Raw genomic sequence first — 15,922 nt, forward strand, 5'->3', positions numbered from 1 at the left:
TATGAACAACCCAAAAGTAAGCATTCAAAAAGTATACAAGATATTTGGAAAAAGGACTACAAAAGCTTTAGAAGATCTCAAAAATGGAAAAGATAAAGAAACTATTTTAGAAGAAACAAAACAGGTCATTGCTCTTAATAATATTTCCCTTGACATTATGCCAGGGGAAGTATTCGTTATAATGGGGCTATCCGGAAGTGGTAAATCAACTCTTGCAAGATGTATTAATAGATTAATAAGACCAACTTCAGGAAAAGTCTTAATAGATGGCAAAGATATTACTAAAATGAATAGTACACAATTAAGGGAAACAAGGCGTAAAAAAATGGGTATGGTATTCCAAAATTTTGGGTTATTTCCACACTTGAATATATTAGATAACGTGGCTTATGGATTAAAAATTCAGGGAGTCGAAAAATCTAAAAGATATGAACAGGCAGGCGCGGCCATCGACCAAGTTGGTCTAAAAGGTTGGGAAATGAAATATCCCGAAGAATTAAGTGGTGGTATGCAGCAAAGAGTGGGCCTTGCTAGAGCCCTAGCCAATGATCCTGACATTTTGATTATGGATGAAGCTTTTAGTGCGTTAGACCCTCTAATCCGTGCTGATATGCAAGATGAATTAGTAGACCTACAAAAAATTATGAAAAAAACAATTATATTTATTACCCATGACTTGGATGAAGCTATAAAAATCGGTGATAGAATAGCATTAATGAAAGATGGGCAAGTGATCCAAGTTGGAACAGCCCAAGATATACTCATAAATCCTGCTGATGAATATGTAAGTAAATTCACAGAAAATGTAGACAAAAACAAAGTATTTACTGCCGAGCAAATAATGAGAGAACCCACTGCCCTAGCAAATATTACAGATAACCCTCAGGATATTATGGATAAAATTATCGAAAAAAAGATAGATTCTATTTTTGTAGTTGATAAGGATAATAACTTAAAAGGACTTATAAGGCGTAAGGAACTAGAAAGAGCTATCAAAAATAAAGATACTAATATAACGAAATACCTAGACTTTAATTTTACTAAAGTAAGAAAACATAGATCCCTAGAATCTTTATTAGCACCTCTTGCTAATTCCAATGAACCAATTGCTATAGTATCTTCCAAAAATAAACTTTTAGGAATTGTAATAAGAAGCTATATATTCGAAGCTATTACAGGAGGTGTAAAGAGTGAATAAATTACCCATTATACCCTTGGCAGATATAATAAATACATTTCTTGACAAAAATATAGAAAAAATTACCCCTATAACAAGAGCAATTAGTAAGAGATTGGAATGGTTTATAAAAGGGTTTGAAAAAAACTTAATTGCTATAAACCCCATTGTCCTAATATTAATTATTGGTATTTTGATATGGTTTTTATTAAAGGATAAAAAACTAAGTGTAATTCTTATGATACTACTTTCAGTTATCCTAGGCCTAGGATTATGGAAAGATGCCATGGGGACATTATCATTAGTAATGATAGGAACTGTTATCTCCCTACTAATGGGCATACCTATAGGTATTGCAGCAGCCCTTGATAATACAATAGAAAAAATCATAAGACCTATACTTGATTTTATGCAGACCTTACCAAGCTTTGTATATCTTATTCCCGCAGTTATGTTTTTTAGCCTAGGTAAAGTATCAGCTCTCGTAGCTATTTTGATATTCTCTATGCCACCGGCTATTAGACTAACTAATTTAGGTATTAGGGAAGTACCGGAAGATAAAATCGAAGCTTCAAAAGCTTTTGGGGCTACTAAATTCCAAATACTTTTTGGTATTCAACTACCTCTAGCACTCAAAACTATTATGACAGGTATTAACCAATGTATTATGATGGCTCTATCTATGTCAGTAATAGCGGCAATGATAGGGGCTGGTGGATTAGGAAGAAGTGTCCTTACAGCAATGCAAACCGTAGATATTGGTATGGGTATTGAAGGTGGATTAGGAATAGTCTTATTAGCTATAGTTTTAGATCGGGCAACAGAAAAGATAGCACAGAATAATCAAGGGATTCGCTAACATAATATAAAATTATAATTAGAAAATAAGCATCTGATTTATGATATACTCCCTTCTGGGTAGACTGTTAAAATAATAAAACGGTTTATTAAGAAGGGAGTATAATCGTGCCCAAAAAAGAACAACCCATCTAATGAAATTCCTTTTCATATTCTATTTTATCATGTTTTATATCCAATTTTTCTATTTTTCACATTCTTTAGCATCAAAACAGCTTCAATAGTGATGCTGTAATTACTTTGATTTAGATCATTTTAACCATTTCTTCAAAGTCTTCATAGCTTTCTACAAATTCATATGGCTCATATTCTCCATATGCTGAGGGCCTAGTAATTGTTACCAATTGAATATCGTATCCTACCTTGTCCTGTAATAGTGATAATTTCTTCTTTACGCATTTTATCAATTACAGTCCGTGCCTGTTGCTTCGTAAAGCCACAAAGTTCCCTGATTGTTGAATTAGTAATTGCCTCATTTTTTTCTAAATACTCTAGAACCATATTTTTAGCTTTAATATAGTGAACTGTCCTGTCTCTTGTATATTCAACATCTGACTTAATAGCCTCATACATCTTTGCTGTAAGCATATATTCTTTACCAACCACCTCAAGAAGACCAAGTCTTATTAAATTATTGCAACTTTTTCTTACATCATCTACTAGTGTCTGCGTTATATCTGATGCTTCTGATAACAAGATTGTTTTATCATCTGTTAAGTATTGTAAAATCATAAGCTCTGCTAAAGAAAAAGTATATTGCTGCATTTCTTGTTCTTTAATGACAAATTTTACAAAGTCAATATTATCAATAGAGCTATATATTGTCAAAGAGACAGCATCATTATAAGAACGATACTTAGGGTATGGTTTTCCCATTGAGACCATTTCCTTAAAAATAATATCAACACCTTGTCCTGTTCTCTGAACATACTTTAATCGTTGTAATGTTTCTGCAATTAGCTTATTTCTTGGTATAGACGGGTGTGTAATTATATTTTTCTCCGTAATCCCACCCAAGAATCCTCCTGGATTTTCGATTACAACTTTACAGTCAATCTATCAATAACACTAATAATAGGCTGTTTCAGATCCAACCTTGCATCGTATTCTTCAAGATTATCGGGTGAATAATGAAGATAAATCACTTCTGCTTGCGGCAATAATTGCTTGATCGCATCTTCTTTTCCAACAAAAAATAATCCTGCAATTGTAAGTTTCTCCTTTTCCCCATCTGATTTTATAAGTCCAAGATCACGAAGAAATGCCATATCATCCAATTCGGGTAACGTTGATTTTGAGTCCCTAAGTTTTATTTTCTCTTTTAACTTATATATTTCCAGCTTGTTGATATCAGTTTCTGTACTCTTATCCACAATTTGTCCAGAAAAATCAGGATTATGTATATAGGAATACTTATTGCTCATTTCATCCGGATAAAATGGTTTAGAATTTCTTCCTAATCTCTTCAGGCATCTTCCATCTGTAGTTGCATATGTTCTTCCATTAGATTTCACCGAAATCGCAATTACTGTCCTCCCATCATATTTGAAATCATAAATTTTATACATAGGTGTTACAATTTTGCTTGACTAGAACAAAGGTAAAATTAGTCAAATTCTTTTGTATGTTAAAACAGAAAATTTCTATTTTAGTTCTTATTTAAATACCATCTTCTTCGATTATTATTTTCTTCAGCTTCCCCTCCAACTTACTTATAATTCCAGTCACCAAGGCATTACCCATCATAAAATATCTTTGTCTCCTCGTCATACCCGTATTTGTCCAATTAGCAGGAAACATCTGTAATAATTCTGCCTCTATTTCTGTGATTTTTCTATTTTCCCCTAAAATCTCATCATAAATTATATGTGATGATCTATTTACAGTACTTTCACTTGTTAACATCGTTCTACTGGGCAGGTCTAAAGGATCTGGGAAGGACATATTTCCTTCAGAAAATACATATTCATGCCCAGATTTACTTATTCTTTTAATCCTTTTTGAGCCTTTCAAATAACTCCATTTTTCTAATTCTTTACCTTCTATTACATAGTACTCCAAGTTTGTATCCTGATATTTTCTAGCTTCTTTAACTATATCTCCCAAAGTATAAAGCTTTTCTGAAATTTGTTCAATTTGATTAAAATTTATTATCTCTCCATTAATACACATCCCTGTCGTCAAAAACTTCCCATCCTTATAATTTTTTGATATATCTACTGAATCTTTAAATTCTTTTATTGACTTATATTCTGGCTTTACATCAGTAGTTTTTATGGGAAAAATATCATTAAAGAAACCATCCTCTATAAGATATTTTTCCCTATTTTTTCTCGAAATTATTGCTTTTGAATACTTTGTAACTTTTAATGATGCAAATATGAAAACCCTTCGTCTCCTTTGGGGCATTCCATATTCCCCAGCATTTATCATTCTCCATTGAGTCATATATCCGAGATCATCTAAAGTTTTCAACATCACTGCAAAATCTCTGCCTCTTTGATTTGCAGGAGACTGAAGTAATCTATCTACATTTTCAAGCAAAACAAAAGGTGATCTTTTCTCATATAATACATCAACTATATCCCACCATAGTACTCCTTTTTTCCCTTGAATACCCATCTCATTTGATAAGCTCCTTGCTACAGAATAGTCCTGACAAGGAAATCCCCCTACCAAAAGTGTATGTTCTGGTATTTCCTTTTTATGAACCTTATTTATATCTATATTGCTATGATTTTTATGTCCAAATCTTTTTGTATAGCAGTCATAAGCAGGCTGCGTCTTAGTAGATGGCTCCCATTGATTTGCCCAAACAAAATCCCATTCTCCATTTTCTATAGCAAGTCCTGTTTCTTTATTAAACTCTTTTATATGATTTAAACCTACTCGAAATCCACCTACACCAGCAAAAAGTTCAACAACTTTCAATCCCATTATTATCCCTCCGTTTGATACTTCTATTGTAACTTATTTTGTATAAAAGATCAAACTCTATTTTAATTTGTTTTCAATTTGTTTAAGTACATAATCATTATTTAACCAAAAGCACTGTTTTGTCATCCTATTACCATCTGGCAATATATCCGTATCCCTACTTATTTCTCCATTACCATATTTTATACCATCTACCAAATGTGCTCCTTTTTGTGCATGAGGTCTTACATGCAATATCTTTGTATTTGATTTCTTAGGTAAATTATTTCTTATCGGTTTGCCTTTTTCTATTGTAAATTTAATGCCATCTTTAAAAATTTTTACAGCTCTCTCCCACTCTTCCTGTAATGTCCCTTCTATATCACTTACAGCCATATTCCAAAATTTTGCACCAGTTAAATAATAATTATTTTCTTTCTTCTTATAAATTACAAATAAAATTTTTGTTTCTAAAAAATAGTTATAAACGTCTGATTCTTCCCAACTTTGGTTTATAAGATCCATAATTTTAAAAGTTGGAAATGACATCGATTCTCTAATTTTTTTATTGGATTCTAATCTGACTGCTTTAACTTTTATATTTGCTTTCTCAAATTCCTCAGCATTTTTTGTTTTAACTCCCAATATTTCCAATGCTAAACGACTATACCTATCTTTACTTTTTATATTTTTATCACCAAAAAATTTTTCGAATAAATCTATATCTTTTTTGTTTCTATACTTATTAATTTTATCTAAGACAAAGGCTTCAAACTCTACTTTCTCATCATCTTTTAATATTCTATCTTCTTTTTCACTATCTCCTAAAATATAATTTCGTAGCACATATGTCATATAAGATGCTTTTAAAGAAAATGCCCTAGGCTTAGCTAGTATTTCTGAATTGGGTTGAGGGGTTCTATCTTTAGAACTTGATGATTTAGTTGCAGCACCCAAATACAAGGTATCGCTTTCTGATAACTCATGAGCTTTACCATCTACTACCTTTTGTTTAATTTTATAAAAATCACTTTCTATAATTCGTAAGTCTTCTCCTTTCGGGCTAAGCATATAGATATAGTTTATCATATAATCCAACCTATCCTCTATATGCGGTTCCCACAGATAGTATAATAACAGTATATTTTTTATTTTTTCCCAAGCATTACTATTATAAAAATCCATATCTATAATAGCCATGTAATTTATCATTGAAATTATTAATCTTTCTTTTGCAGAGATAGATTCATTTTTATTGATTTTATAAGGTGTTACTTTTAATTCTACCTCAGCTTCTGGAAAATCTGCCTCAGATATATTATCTGCTTTGTAGTGAAAATATCTTTCCTCTATTATTTCTCCTAAACCACCTTTACGACTTTTGTTTTCATAAGATGTCCTATATTCTTCCTCTGTAACCTCTTTTATAACCTCTGTTAAAAAATATTTGTCTTCATCACAAACATCTTTAAATGTTTTACCTTTCAATTTTTGTGCATATTTATAAATAGATTCCTTTTCTTTTGGATTATATTTCCTAAACATTGACATAACTCCCCCATTTAATTGCTAATTTACTTAATTGTTTTAAGTCAGATTTATTATAATATAAACCTATATATATTATAGAATAGAAGGTTAATATACTCAAATAGAGAAAGCGAATTAGTGGAAGAAAAAAATCGTTCAAAGCAGCTCGCTAAAGAACTCACACATAAGGAAAAAGCACTTGCTGAAACAGCGGCTTTATTAGTGCTCAAAAAAAGGCTCAAGTGATCTGGGGGGAAAACGAGGAAGATTAATTAGCCTCCCAGATTGCAAGGCAGCGGTTGAACTTATTGATGGAGCAAGAGCGCAGGGAGCAAGGCTAGAACCAGCATGTAAAATACTTGGTATTACCAGCAGGACATATCAACGGTGGACACAAGGGGATCACATCAACGAAGATCAAAGAGCACACGCTACCAGACCAGAACCAAAAAATAAGTTATTCACAGAGGAAAAAGAAGAAATCTTGGAAATAGTAAACTCCAAAGAATATGCTAGCTTACCACCTACACAAATTGTTCCCAAATTAGCTGATGAAGATAAATATATTGCATCAGAATCCAGTTTCTACAGAGTGTTACGTGAACAAAAAATGCTTACTCATCGTGGGAAAGCTAAACCTGGTGCACCTAGACCACTTTCTACGCATATTGCTGTAAAACCAAATGAAATATGGACATGGGATATTACGTGGTTACACCGTGATGTGAAAGGACTGTACTATAAGCTATATATGATTGTGGATATTTTCAGCAGGAAAATTGTAGGTTTTGAAGTATGGGAAGAAGAAAATAGTGCACATTCAGAAGTTCTTGTAAGAAAAGCATTACTATCTGAACGTATTTGTGGAAGACCGATTGTACTCCATTCTGATAATGGTGCACCGATGAAGGGGGCAACATTCCTAGCAACCTTGGAAAGGCTGGGGGTTCAAAGTTCCTTTTCAAGACCCCGGGTGAGCAATGATAATCCCTATTCAGAGGCATTGTTTAAGACATTGAAGTATATTCCCACATACCCCGAAAGCGGATTTGAATCATTAAAGCATGCTAGAGAATGGGTGAAGGAATTCGTTCATTGGTATAATTATGTTCATTACCATAGTGGAATTAATTACATGACTCCAAATGATTGGCACAACGGGAATGGCGAAGAGATTATGCAAAAGCATATAGAAGTATATAATCAGGCAAAAATAGTACATCCCGAGCGCTGGAGTGGACAGATTAGGGACTGCTCTCTTTCTGAAACAGTAGCATTAAACCCTGCAAATGAAGATGAACATAGCCAAGTACTAGTGGCTCATGGATAACATAGATTTGATGAAATGAACTATTGGCATGGAGGGCAAGCATGGTAGCATGCAACCTTGCACTGCCTTCATAAACTTTATACGACAACTTGCTTGACAGCTTCCGGTATTACCTTAAGATTTATAAAGCAAATATATTATTTGGTTTAGTTGCGCATCATTTATTTTATGTGACATAAGATAAAAACAAATGCTTTTAGTAGCTCACTTTCATGTCTATTTTAGTAAATAAAAAAGCACCTAGAGTTTAGATAATCAATCTAGCTCTAAGTGCTTTCTTTTTTTCTATTATTTAACTTTATAAAAAATAAGCATAAAATCTACTACTCACATTTTCTCATCATTTCTAGTAAAATAGCTTCAAAATAGCATCACTATTGTATTTTTTAATGAACTAATCTTCTACAAATGCTATTTATAAGGGTTTGACGGCAGTAACATTTTCGTTACTATTCACTCCCACTCAATAGTCGCTGGGGGTTTACTTGTTATATCATAAACTATCCTATTTACCTGATCTACTTCATTTACAATTCTATTAGATATTTTGGCTAGTACTTCATGAGGTATCCTAGACCAGTCTGCGGTCATGAAGTCTGTGGTTTCTACTGCTCTTAAGGCTATAGTATAACTATATGTTCTCTCATCCCCCATTACACCCACGGAGCGGATATTTGTTAGCACTGCGAAATATTGTCCGATTTCTTTATCTAGACCGGCTTTAGCTATTTCATCACGGTATATATAATCTACCTCTTGTAGAAGTGATATTTTTTCCCTGGTTATATCACCTATAATACGGATGGCAAGTCCCGGACCCGGGAAGGGTTGCCTTGCTACTAAAAATTCCGGAATGTCTAAAGCCCGCCCTAAGTTTCTTACCTCATCTTTAAAAAGTTCTCTTAAAGGTTCGATAATTTCTTTGAAATCAACATAATCAGGAAGACCTCCTACATTATGATGGCTTTTTATTACTGCTGCATCTTTAGTACCGCTTTCTATAACATCTGGATATATTGTTCCTTGAACTAAAAAGTCTACTGCACCTATTTTCTTAGCTTCAGCTTCAAATACCCTAATAAATTCTTCTCCAATTATTTTTCTTTTTGTTTCGGGGTCTGTTACCCCCTTTAATTTATCTAGGAACCTATCTTGGGCATTTACGCGGATAAGATTCATATCGAATTGCTGCCTAAATACAGTTTCTACTTCTTCCCCCTCATTTTTTCTAAGTAGGCCATGATCTACGAAAATACAGGTTAATTGTTTTCCTATAGCTTTATGAATAAGCACTGCTGCAACCGAGGAATCAACACCACCCGATAGGGCACAGAGTACTTTTTTGTCTCCTATTTTTTCTTTTAGTTTCGCTATGGATTCTTTTGCAAAATCATTCATCTTCCAGTCACCCCTGCATCCGCATATACCAAATAAAAAGTTTCTAATTATATCTGTTCCTTTAGTCGTGTGATTTGCTTCAGGGTGGAATTGAACACCGTACAGTTTTCTATTATTATCTGCTATAGCAGCTACGGGACATGATGCAGTATGGGCTATTATTTCAAACCCTTTGGGGAGTTCACTTATATGATATGTATGGCTCATCCAACATACAGTTTGTTCTTCTATTCCTTTAAACAGGGGGCTATCCATGGAAATATTTAAATCTGTTTTACCATATTCCCTTTGTTCTGCTTTGGATATCTTGCCTCCTAAAAGATGTCCCATCAGTTGGAATCCATAACAAATTCCAAGTATGGGTATCCCAAGCTCAAATATCTTTTCCTCTATCATTGGAGCTTCTTTTTCATAAACAACATTAGGGCCCCCTGTAAATATTATTCCTTTAGGATTTTTCTTTCTTAGTTCATCCATAGGAGTGTCATAGGGAAGTACTTCACAATATACATTTGCTTCTCTGATTCTACGGGCAATAAGTTGATTATATTGGCCGCCAAAGTCTAAAATGATGACTAACTCGTGGCTCATAATTTTCCTCCTAGATTTATATTTTAAATGGACATTGGCCATTTGAGATTTTCAGACAAGATTTAAATCCGGAAAGACCAATCGTCAATCCGGATTATTTTACTAGTATTCCACGCTGTAATTAGGGGCTTCTTTTGTTATTTGTATATCATGAGGATGGCTTTCTCTTAAACCTGCTCCTGTTATTTGCACAAATTGGCCATTTTCTATTAAACCTTTAATTGTTCCTGCCCCACAGTATCCCATACCTGCCCTTAATCCACCCATAAGCTGGAATATAGTGTCTTCAACAGGTCCCTTATAGGCTAAACGTCCTTCTACCCCTTCTGGCACCAATTTTTTCGCATCTTGTTGGAAATACCTGTCCTTGCTACCCTTTTCCATAGCAGCTAAGGAGCCCATACCCCTATACACTTTATATTTTCTTCCTTGGTAAAGTTCTGTATCTCCTGGGCTTTCTTCGCAACCTGCAAATAAGCCTCCCATCATGACTACACTAGCTCCCGCTGCAATTGCCTTTACGATGTCACCGGAGAATTTTATTCCTCCATCAGCTATAACTGGTACTCCATATGGCTTTGCCACTTCGGCACAGTCATAGATAGATGTAATTTGGGGAACCCCAACACCAGCAACTACTCTGGTTGTGCAGATTGAACCAGGTCCAATTCCTACCTTTATTGCATCTGCCCCTGCCTCAATAAGAGCCTTAGTCGCATCACCTGTAGCCACATTTCCCGCTACAATCTGAAGATCAGGATAAGCTGATTTTACCTTTTTAACCGTATCAAGAACTCCTTGGGAATGCCCATGGGCTGTATCTATTACAATCACATCAACTTTCGCATTGACTAATTTTTCTACTCTATCGAGGACATCTGCTGTCACTCCTACTGCTGCCCCTACTAGTAATCTTCCATTTTCATCTTTTGCAGAATTAGGATATAGGATTGTTTTTTCGATATCCTTTATGGTAATAAGGCCTTTTAGATTTCCTTGCTTATCAACAATAGGAAGCTTTTCTATCCTGTACTTTGCTAGTATTTCTTTCGCCTCTTCTAAGGTTGTGCCTTCCGGTGCCGTAATTAGGTCTTCTTTGGTCATCACTTCACTAATTTTGCGATTATGATTGGTTTCAAAACGCAAATCCCTATTGGTAAGAATACCCACTAACTTTGTACCCTCAGTAATCGGAACCCCCGATATGCGGTATTTTGCCATAAGTTCATTAGCTTCATATACATATCTATCAGGGGACAAATAAAATGGATCGGTAATTACTCCATGTTCAGAACGTTTAACTTTATCAACTTCATCTGCCTGGGCATCAATAGACATGTTTTTGTGTATAATACCTATGCCACCTTGGCGAGCCATGGCTATTGCCATCCTAGCTTCTGTAACGGTATCCATGCCGGCACTCATTACAGGAATACTTAACTTAATAGTCTTTGTAAGTTGTGTTGCTAGGTCTATATCCTTGGGTAAAACCTGTGAATAAGCGGGTATTAATAATACATCATCGAATGTAATTCCTTGTTTAATAATCTTGTGCATTTCTCAACCTCTCCTTGATTTTTCGCTACAGTTTATCAAAATATGATAGGATTGTCAACCACCTTTTAGATTTTATCTTTATGATTTGCACTTGTGAATTAAATATACCAACTATTAATTTTAAACGAATGCTGTTCGTTCTTTTATTATTTTTTAATGTACAGTTTCCTCGGAATATAATAAAAGATGCCTTTTAATATTGCTTCATTTGGTTCAAATATCATTTTTACTTTTTGATTATTGTAATTAAATAGGGCAGCATAGGTATTTTCTCCTGCTTCACCGCTGCTATAATCTAAAGTTTTTTCAAAACCATCGAACTCATGGGTATGATTATTATCTTCTACATGGGCCATTACTTCAAAATCCCTGACAGAAACAGTCAATGCCTTTTTTCTTTTGCTTTTGTTTATAATCTTATCAATATCTAAATCTGCATTGGTAAGTATATATTCAAACTCAATATCCTGTCGCTGAATAATCCAATATGCCCCATAAATAATAGCCGCAGCTCCAAATACAAAAAACGTGCCTAAAAAAGGTGCTATTAAAATAATTAATATCAGTGCAGCAATAATAATTAATGTAGTTATTATATTATCTTTAACAGTACGTTTTCTGTTAACTAGGTGTTCCTTAAATATATCTCCCATATTCGTCCTCCTTTATTTTTAGCTACCTATTTCTTTTTTATATCCTATCATATAAATTTTCAAATATCAAGAAAACAGCCTGCCTTTCGGCAAGCTGTTTTTACATCATTCCCATTCCCGGCGCCCCTGCTGGCATAGCTGGTTCAGGTTCAGGAATATCAACTACAACTGACTCTGTTGTTAATAATGTTGAAGCTATAGAAGTTGCATTTTGAAGAGCACTCCTTGTTACCTTAGTTGGATCAAGAATTCCTTCATCTATCATATTTACGTATGCTTCTGTAAGAGCATTAAATCCTGTATTTTTACCAGATTCAAATACTTTATTTACTATTATAGAACCTTCTAGTCCTGCATTGGTTACAATTTGACGAAGGGGTGCTTCTAAAGCTTTAAGCACGATTTTTACCCCTGTTTTTTCATCTCCTGATGTTTCATCTAATAAGGAGGAAATTTCTTTGGTTGCATGGATATAAGATGCTCCGCCTCCCGCAACGATTCCTTCTTCCACAGCAGCTCTTGTTGCTGCTAGGGCATCTTCTATACGAAGTTTCTTTTCTTTCATTTCGGTTTCTGTTGCAGCTCCTACTTGGATTACAGCTACACCACCTACTAATTTAGCCAATCTTTCTTGCAATTTTTCCTTATCAAAATCAGAAGTTGTTTCTTCGATTTGATTTTTAATTTGTTTTACCCTTGCATTGATGTCTTCTTTATTTCCTGAGCCATCAATAATGATAGTATTTTCCTTTTGAACCTTTATTGTAGCTGCCCTACCTAACATATCGATAGTGGTTTCTTTTAAATCCAAACCAAGTTCTTCAGAAATCACCTGACCGCCTGTTAATATAGCAATATCTTGAAGCATTTCTTTTCTTCTATCTCCAAATCCTGGTGCCTTCACTGCCACACAGTTAAATGTTCCTCTTAGTTTATTAACCACTAGGGTAGCTAGAGCTTCTCCTTCTACTTCTTCTGCAATAATAAGAAGTCTTGCCCCTTGTTGCACAATTTGTTCAAGAAGTGGGAGAATGTCCTGGATACTTGAAATTTTCTTATCTGTAATCAAGATATATGGTTCATCAAGAACTGCTTCCATTTTATCCATATCTGTTGCCATATAAGGGGATAAATATCCTCTATCAAATTGCATTCCTTCTACAACTTCAAGTTCAGTATTCATCGTTTTGGATTCTTCTACGGTAATTACCCCATCATTAGATACCTTTTCCATAGCATCTGCAATAAGATTACCGATTTCATCATCCCCTGCAGAAATAGCAGCAACCCTTGCAATATGCTGTTTTCCATTAATCACTTGGCTCATGCCTTTTATTACTTCTACAGCTTTTTCAGTTGCTTTTTGCATACCTTTTCTTACAATAATCGGGTTTGCTCCTGCAGCTACATTTTTAATACCTTCCTTGATCATTGCCTGGGCAAGTAATGTAGCTGTTGTTGTTCCATCTCCCGCCACATCATTAGTCTTGGTTGCAACTTCTTTTACCAGTTGTGCCCCCATGTTTTCGAATTGATCCTCTAGTTCAATTTCTTTTGCAATGGTAACACCATCATTAGTGATTAGAGGTGTACCGTATTTCTTATCTAAAACTACGTTACGCCCCTTTGGTCCTAGGGTAATTTTTACTGTATTGGCTAATTTATCTACACCAGCTTCTAATGCCGCTATAGCTTCAGCACCAAATTTGATTTCTTTTGCCATGTTTGTTTCCTCCTTTAAGTTTTCGGTTTATAAATTCTTTTATTCTACTACCGCTAAAATATCACTTTGTTTTAAAATAATATATTCTTTTTCTTGGATTTTCACTTCTGTTCCAGCATATTTAGAGTAAATAACCTTGTCTCCAACTTTGACTTCCATTTTTATTTCTTTTCCGTCAACCTGTCCACCGGGGCCTACTGCTACTACTTCTGCTTCCTGTGGTTTTTCTTTAGCCTGATTAGGAAGAACAATACCTGATTTGGTCTTTTCCTCAGCTTCTAATTGTTTAACAACTACTCTGTCACCTAATGGTCTTAAGTTCATAAATAAACCTCCTTTTAATTATGTAGTTCAAATCATTTTTCATCTTACTAGCACTCACTTAAGTTGAGTGCTAACTACAAAAATAATATTAATAAAATACCTTAGGTAATGCAAGGATAACTTTTGTCTATAATACTCCTTTAGGTATTGTTACCATGAGTTATGAGGATTATACTCTGTTTTTCTCCTAATTGCTAATATTTTCTAAAGGCCTTAAAAAACTAACTCCACTAATAATCTTATTTTCTGAAAAATCCCCTGAATGAAGGGCAAATAGTAAATAACAGGAATAAAAATTGCCGGTAGTAGATTCCCTACTTTAATCTTTTTAATCTTCATCATATTTAAGCCAATGGCGAAAATCAAAATTCCTCCTACAATAGATAACTCTCGAATCATATCTGCAGTCATATAAGGCTCAACCCATTGGGCAAGAATTGTTATTATACCTTGATATACTAATACTGAAATTCCCGAAAGAGCTACCCCAATGCCTAAAGTGGAGGATAATATAATAGAAGTGACCCCGTCTAATATGGATTTTGCAAATAAAGTCTTATGTACTCCCTGAAGCCCGCTTTCTAAAGAACCCATAATTGCCATGGTCCCAACACAAAAAAGTAAACTAGCCGATACAAACCCTTCCGAGATATTTCCCTGTTTATTCCCTTTTTTCATTTTATCCTGAATGAGGTTACCCAGGCTTTCAAGCCTTCCCTCAATATCCCACCACTGTCCTAAAAGTCCTCCGATAATAAGGCTTATTATAAATAAAATAGGATGGCTTCCAGGCTCTAGCATCCTTCCAACTGCCCCCGTTATCCCTATAAATAATACTGATAAGGCTATCCCATGAAGTACAATATCCTTATATTCTTCTTTTAAACCATTTTTTATAAATATACCTAAGGTCGCTCCACCAATGATTGCTAAGGTATTTACAATAGTTCCGAACATTAAAAAACCTCCTACTTGCCAATCCTTAACTGTCTTGCATAGTAAAATAAATACTGCTGCGATATACCTGCCAAATCTCCAAAATATTCTTTTGCAAAGTTTTGGATTTCTTTCATACTTGAGCCTTTATTAAAGTAAAAATGTTCCATCACTCTCTTGACCCAAACATCTACGGGAAAAGCTTCTTTTTTACCAAGGCTAAACAAAAGTACACAATCTGCTATTTTAGGGCCCACCCCTTTGATTTTAAGTAGTTCCTCCTTGGCTTTATCATAGGATGAGGTCATAAGATTTTCTAAATTCACCTCTTTTGTCCTTACTTTTTTACATGCATCAATGATGTAAGGAGCGCGAAATCCTGCCTTACACTGTCTTATATCTTCTTCTGAAGCAACCGATAATTCCTCTACAGTTGGAAAAGCATAATAATCGTTTCCATCTATGGTGTCAATATATTTTCCAAACATCTTGCTTATATTTTCGACTACCTGCTTAATATGAGGTATCTGTTTGTTTTGCGAAATAATAAAGGATATAAGGCACTCCCAAGGGTCCTGATTTAAAATACGAATCCCCGGGGCAAATTCAATTGCATTATGTAGGTGAATATCCTTCTTTGCCAAATATTGCTTTATTATATCATAGTCCTTATTCAAATCAAAGTATGGAATCCACAATTTCTCAAATTCTTTAGCTGAAGTCGGATAATAAATAATGCCCTCTTTACTTTGAGTTATAGTTAAGATTCGCCCCTTTGCAACGATTGTATAGGTATAATTATGAATCTTATGGAACCTAAAGCATTGTCCACATTCTAGGATTTGTTCAATATCAAAACTGTTTATAGGTTCTAATACTACCCTACCTTCAATTTCTTTATATTGCACATTCATCTTCCTTTCAAAAAG

At 34.4% G+C, this 15,922-nt stretch carries 12 protein-coding genes and 1 pseudogene; 3 read left to right on the plus strand and 10 right to left on the minus strand.

Annotation, left to right across the window (positions count from 1 at the left end; genetic code table 11):
• The first annotated feature begins 1 nt into the window (after position 1).
• Complete coding sequence (locus GX308_03575; GenBank protein ID NLK21167.1) at positions 2 to 1,198, plus strand: glycine betaine/L-proline ABC transporter ATP-binding protein; 1,197 nt, start codon at positions 2 to 4, stop codon at positions 1,196 to 1,198.
• Positions 1,191 to 2,036, plus strand: a complete 846-nt coding sequence (locus GX308_03580; GenBank protein NLK21168.1) for an ABC transporter permease subunit — start codon at positions 1,191 to 1,193, stop codon at positions 2,034 to 2,036. The genes GX308_03575 and GX308_03580 overlap by 8 nt, the downstream gene beginning before the upstream one ends.
• Before the next feature lie 326 nt (positions 2,037 to 2,362).
• On the opposite strand, the pseudogene GX308_03585 reads toward GX308_03580, so the two are convergent.
• The 3 genes and pseudogenes from GX308_03585 to GX308_03595 all read right to left on the minus strand — a co-directional run bounded on the left by GX308_03585 (position 2,363) and on the right by GX308_03595 (position 6,496).
• Positions 2,363 to 3,603, minus strand: a pseudogene (locus GX308_03585) (hypothetical protein).
• A 91-nt stretch (positions 3,604 to 3,694) separates the two neighbouring features.
• Positions 3,695 to 4,972, minus strand: a complete 1,278-nt coding sequence (dcm, locus tag GX308_03590; GenBank protein NLK21169.1) for a DNA (cytosine-5-)-methyltransferase — start codon at positions 4,970 to 4,972, stop codon at positions 3,695 to 3,697.
• 57 nt (positions 4,973 to 5,029) lie between these two features.
• Complete coding sequence (locus GX308_03595; protein NLK21170.1) at positions 5,030 to 6,496, minus strand: restriction endonuclease; 1,467 nt, start codon at positions 6,494 to 6,496, stop codon at positions 5,030 to 5,032.
• Between the two features lie 232 nt (positions 6,497 to 6,728).
• Between GX308_03595 and GX308_03600 the strand changes: the two genes are divergently transcribed.
• On the plus strand, positions 6,729 to 7,811 hold the full coding sequence (locus tag GX308_03600) for an IS3 family transposase (protein ID NLK21171.1): 1,083 nt from the start codon (positions 6,729 to 6,731) through the stop codon (positions 7,809 to 7,811).
• A 453-nt stretch (positions 7,812 to 8,264) separates the two neighbouring features.
• Here the strand turns inward: GX308_03600 and guaA are convergent, their stop codons facing one another.
• The 7 genes from guaA to GX308_03635 form a co-directional block, all read right to left on the minus strand.
• Positions 8,265 to 9,800, minus strand: a complete 1,536-nt coding sequence (gene guaA / locus GX308_03605; GenBank protein NLK21172.1) for a glutamine-hydrolyzing GMP synthase — start codon at positions 9,798 to 9,800, stop codon at positions 8,265 to 8,267.
• Positions 9,801 to 9,902: 102 nt separating this feature from the next.
• The gene (guaB, locus tag GX308_03610; GenBank protein ID NLK21173.1) at positions 9,903 to 11,357 is read right to left on the minus strand and encodes an IMP dehydrogenase; all 1,455 of its coding nucleotides are present in this window, start codon (positions 11,355 to 11,357) and stop codon (positions 9,903 to 9,905) included.
• Positions 11,358 to 11,503: 146 nt separating this feature from the next.
• Positions 11,504 to 12,010, minus strand: coding sequence for a hypothetical protein (locus tag GX308_03615; protein NLK21174.1), 507 nt, complete (start codon positions 12,008 to 12,010; stop codon positions 11,504 to 11,506).
• Positions 12,011 to 12,110: 100 nt separating this feature from the next.
• Complete coding sequence (gene groL / locus GX308_03620) at positions 12,111 to 13,733, minus strand: chaperonin GroEL (GenBank protein NLK21175.1); 1,623 nt, start codon at positions 13,731 to 13,733, stop codon at positions 12,111 to 12,113.
• A gap of 39 nt (positions 13,734 to 13,772) precedes the next feature.
• Positions 13,773 to 14,057 carry a co-chaperone GroES gene (locus GX308_03625; GenBank protein ID NLK21176.1) on the minus strand — a complete coding sequence of 95 codons (285 nt, stop codon included), beginning with the start codon at positions 14,055 to 14,057 and terminating at the stop codon, positions 13,773 to 13,775.
• A 213-nt stretch (positions 14,058 to 14,270) separates the two neighbouring features.
• Positions 14,271 to 15,014 (minus strand): DUF554 domain-containing protein, encoded by a 744-nt coding sequence (locus GX308_03630; GenBank protein NLK21177.1) that lies wholly within the window; start codon positions 15,012 to 15,014, stop codon positions 14,271 to 14,273.
• A gap of 11 nt (positions 15,015 to 15,025) precedes the next feature.
• Positions 15,026 to 15,907 carry a hypothetical protein gene (locus GX308_03635; protein NLK21178.1) on the minus strand — a complete coding sequence of 294 codons (882 nt, stop codon included), beginning with the start codon at positions 15,905 to 15,907 and terminating at the stop codon, positions 15,026 to 15,028.
• Between the last annotated feature and the right edge of the window lie 15 nt (positions 15,908 to 15,922).

It is taken from the genome of Candidatus Epulonipiscium sp., from assembly GCA_012519205.1.
GTDB lineage: Bacteria > Bacillota > Clostridia > Lachnospirales > Defluviitaleaceae > JAAYQR01.

What these genes read in the sequence shown, in the direction of transcription:
- GX308_03575 (NLK21167.1), top strand. Translation starts at nt 2, where the DNA reads ATGAACAACCCAAAAGTAAGCATTCAAAAAGTATACAAGATATTTGGA.
- dcm (NLK21169.1), bottom strand. Translation starts at nt 4,972, where the DNA reads ATGGGATTGAAAGTTGTTGAACTTTTTGCTGGTGTAGGTGGATTTCGA.
- GX308_03595 (NLK21170.1), bottom strand. Translation starts at nt 6,496, where the DNA reads ATGTTTAGGAAATATAATCCAAAAGAAAAGGAATCTATTTATAAATAT.
- guaA (NLK21172.1), bottom strand. Translation starts at nt 9,800, where the DNA reads ATGAGCCACGAGTTAGTCATCATTTTAGACTTTGGCGGCCAATATAAT.
- guaB (NLK21173.1), bottom strand. Translation starts at nt 11,357, where the DNA reads ATGCACAAGATTATTAAACAAGGAATTACATTCGATGATGTATTATTA.
- GX308_03615 (NLK21174.1), bottom strand. Translation starts at nt 12,010, where the DNA reads ATGGGAGATATATTTAAGGAACACCTAGTTAACAGAAAACGTACTGTT.
- groL (NLK21175.1), bottom strand. Translation starts at nt 13,733, where the DNA reads ATGGCAAAAGAAATCAAATTTGGTGCTGAAGCTATAGCGGCATTAGAA.
- GX308_03625 (NLK21176.1), bottom strand. Translation starts at nt 14,057, where the DNA reads ATGAACTTAAGACCATTAGGTGACAGAGTAGTTGTTAAACAATTAGAA.
- GX308_03630 (NLK21177.1), bottom strand. Translation starts at nt 15,014, where the DNA reads ATGTTCGGAACTATTGTAAATACCTTAGCAATCATTGGTGGAGCGACC.
- GX308_03635 (NLK21178.1), bottom strand. Translation starts at nt 15,907, where the DNA reads ATGAATGTGCAATATAAAGAAATTGAAGGTAGGGTAGTATTAGAACCT.